Below are 2737 nucleotides of genomic sequence, written 5' to 3'. Positions count from 1 at the left end.
CCATGAAGATGCCCTTCATCCGGCTTGCCTTGACCTTGTCCCGGATGCGCTCCGCCGTCACTTCGCGCTCGAACTGGGCGAAGGACAGAAGAATATTGAGGGTTAGCCGCCCCATGGACGTGGTGGTGTTGAAGGACTGGGTGACTGATACGAAAGTGACGTTGTTGCGGTCGAACACCTCGACCAACTTGGAAAAGTCCATCAACGAACGCGACAGACGGTCGATCTTGTAGACCACCACGACGTCGACGAGCCCGTCCTCGATAGAGGAGCCGCTAGAGGGCAGGTCAATACGGAGCGAAGCGGTTCTGCTTTTTTTGCGAGAGGTATTCAAACGGTAACACTTCAGTCTCGCCTGATTTCCGGGCGCTGTGAGCAACGCGCAGCAGGGCTTGGGCGGAGATGGTTAGAACGACCGCCTTGAGCCGTGGAACAGCACTTTGACCACCGACACTCTTCGAATGCTGCATAACGCAAAAGAGCGCTAGCACCACACGTGTACGAGGAAGCAGCCGTGTTGCCGGTCCAGATTGCGTCTAGGATCCGATTACTTTAGGTCATTCAATAATTTCGCACATGCTTGTGATACGCCCGGACTGACGTCTGTACTGCCCGGCATCATGGCCCAGCCGCCCTTTTCAATGAAGGTTGCCTGTTGGTACGTGCCGGCCTTCTTCAGCTCTACCATGTTCGTGGCGGCTTCCGCGCTGCTCTGGAACTGCTGGACACATATCGGTGCAATTGCGGCGACAACAGCACTCTTGGCGGTGACGTCGGCCATCTTACTGGCGGAGCTCCCAAGCATCCAGCCACCCCAACTGAAGCCGACAACAAGTGTTGCAACAAAACCAACTGCCGCACCCTGAAGCAGCCGCGTCAGTGACTCTCCTTGAAGATACTGAGGCATAGCCATGTGATTGGTCTCCTGTCTCTCAGGGGAGGAGAATTCCTCGCCCACCAGGCACATCGCCATTGAAGCTGAAACGGGACGATTGTCCTGAAATCTGCCGGTTGACTCGCCTTGTTTCAGACCTTGCGCCTATTGGGAGGCAATAGATAGGAGATATGACTCTACCCACTGCCCGGTAGCGTTCGTGGAATCCCTGGCGTTGGTGCCGATAGATACTGCCAGGGCAATCCATAACGTTAGGACGGACATGCGGTTAAAGCGCATCCCAAATCTGTAACGCGCGCTCGGGAAATTCGGAACGGTTCGCGACATCATGAGAATACTTGGCGCTGCCATTCCAACGGAAACGGCTTCATCACCGTTGCCCTGGTCAATCCAGCGGGCTGAGTGCCAGCCAGTATCGCTTCCACGATCTCCGGCGCCAACAGTGTCATACGGAGCAGCCAGCTGACATAAGACGGGTTGATGTTCTCAGCCTCTGCAATTTCCTGGATGGTGGCGAAGTGGCCGGTCTCCAGCAGTTTCCGCCAGCGGAAGCCCCGCGCCAATACCTTTAGCAGGGCGCTCTTGGTCTTCGCTTTAGCAAGAGGTGATGTGTCCTACCTGCCTTTCGGCCTTTACAAATGACATGTCTGCTTCCGTTGAGCGTCTTGTTATAGTGTTATGTTGAGACTGTACATTGGCTTGCATATAAGCTTGGGGGAGCACCCTTAGACATTGGGTGCTCGCATCTGACGCGGTGCCAGGCAAGCTCCTGCTGGAGTTTGGCCAAACGTCTGGTTAAACGGGACATCTGGTAGACGGTAGGCGGTTGACAATATCCGCCCATAAGATCTGTTTCAGGCCGTCCATGTACATAACATCATGACATGCGCGCAGCTTTTCGATTCAGGGATCCTCAGGCGGTGTTATGGTTGCATGGCGGGCTCTGCATGAGCTGACTGGCTGCTACGCACGATGATGTTGAAAGCTGTCTCTATCGCGTCGGCCGGGGCTGCAGGGTCCGTAAGGTCGGCTGGGCAAACGGGCCATCAATTATCAACGTAGCCCTTTGATCAACGAGCAATGGGGCTACCCAATCGGCAGACGTGCTGTGATAGATCCTTTGATATTCGTGACGAACCGCATTTCTTTACTTCACGAAGTAACGTCTTGAGGGTGACCGGCTTTCGAAGGGGAAACTGAACGTCGAAAGCCTCTCACTACGGTACGACCGAAGCCGAGGTGGGGATATAGTTTGCAACGTTCCCAGCCTAGTGCTCGCATCACCTTGGCTAACCTAGCCGCCTTGTTAGCGCTGCCGTGCTCCCCTAGCGCGATGAAGACCATCTTTGTGGAGAGGTACTCATGGCGGTCGTAGGGCACGCCCGGCAGCGCCACCAGCTTTGGAAGCCACGGATCAGATTGGAAGTCTGGCGGCAGCTGCGCGACAATGGACTCCGGCACACCTGCGCGGGTTAGGCGGCGCGCCATGTCTGGCGCCACCGTTAGGGGTGGCTGCACCTTGCAGGCGCGTAATCTTTCGATCCATGAACCTCCTGGGCTCCGAATATGGGCGAGTTCCCTCCGCTGACCGGCATCCGGCGTATTCTGGCGGGGTTGCTCAGAAGTATGGCGCGCGATTGATGATGTGTCGCCCTCCGAAAGCGGCTTAATGCCGGCGACCTCTATTGCATCGACCTCGTGCTGCGCGCGTGCGTTCGTACTCGCCATGCCCAAAGTGCCTCCCAAGTGAGATGTGCAGCTAGAAAACATATAAGAACTGGTCCGTCGCGGGTCCAATGATGTCATGTTGCGATGGCTGATCCGGCAACATCCACCGCCGCA

3 protein-coding genes are annotated in these 2737 nt (G+C 56.2%); all 3 read right to left on the bottom strand.

From position 1 onward, the window contains the following. Positions 1-292: recombinase family protein (locus WCJ41_RS21330; protein WP_336907852.1), on the bottom strand; the 292-nt coding region annotated here is incomplete at its 3' end. A 255-nt stretch (positions 293-547) separates the two neighbouring features. Beyond that, complete coding sequence (locus WCJ41_RS21325) at positions 548-913, bottom strand: hypothetical protein (RefSeq protein ID WP_336907851.1); 366 nt, start codon at positions 911-913, stop codon at positions 548-550. 308 nt (positions 914-1221) lie between these two features. Next, positions 1222-1458, bottom strand: coding sequence for a hypothetical protein (locus WCJ41_RS21320; protein ID WP_336907850.1), 237 nt, complete (start codon positions 1456-1458; stop codon positions 1222-1224). Positions 1459-2737: the final 1279 nt, after the last annotated feature.

The organism is Aestuariivirga sp., assembly GCF_037139295.1.
GTDB lineage: Bacteria > Pseudomonadota > Alphaproteobacteria > Rhizobiales > Aestuariivirgaceae > Aestuariivirga.
Note: the sequence above shows the minus strand (reverse complement) of the source record. Positions and strands in the feature narration are given on the sequence as shown.

What these genes read in the sequence shown, in the direction of transcription:
- WCJ41_RS21325 (WP_336907851.1), bottom strand. Translation starts at nt 913, where the DNA reads ATGGCTATGCCTCAGTATCTTCAAGGAGAGTCACTGACGCGGCTGCTT.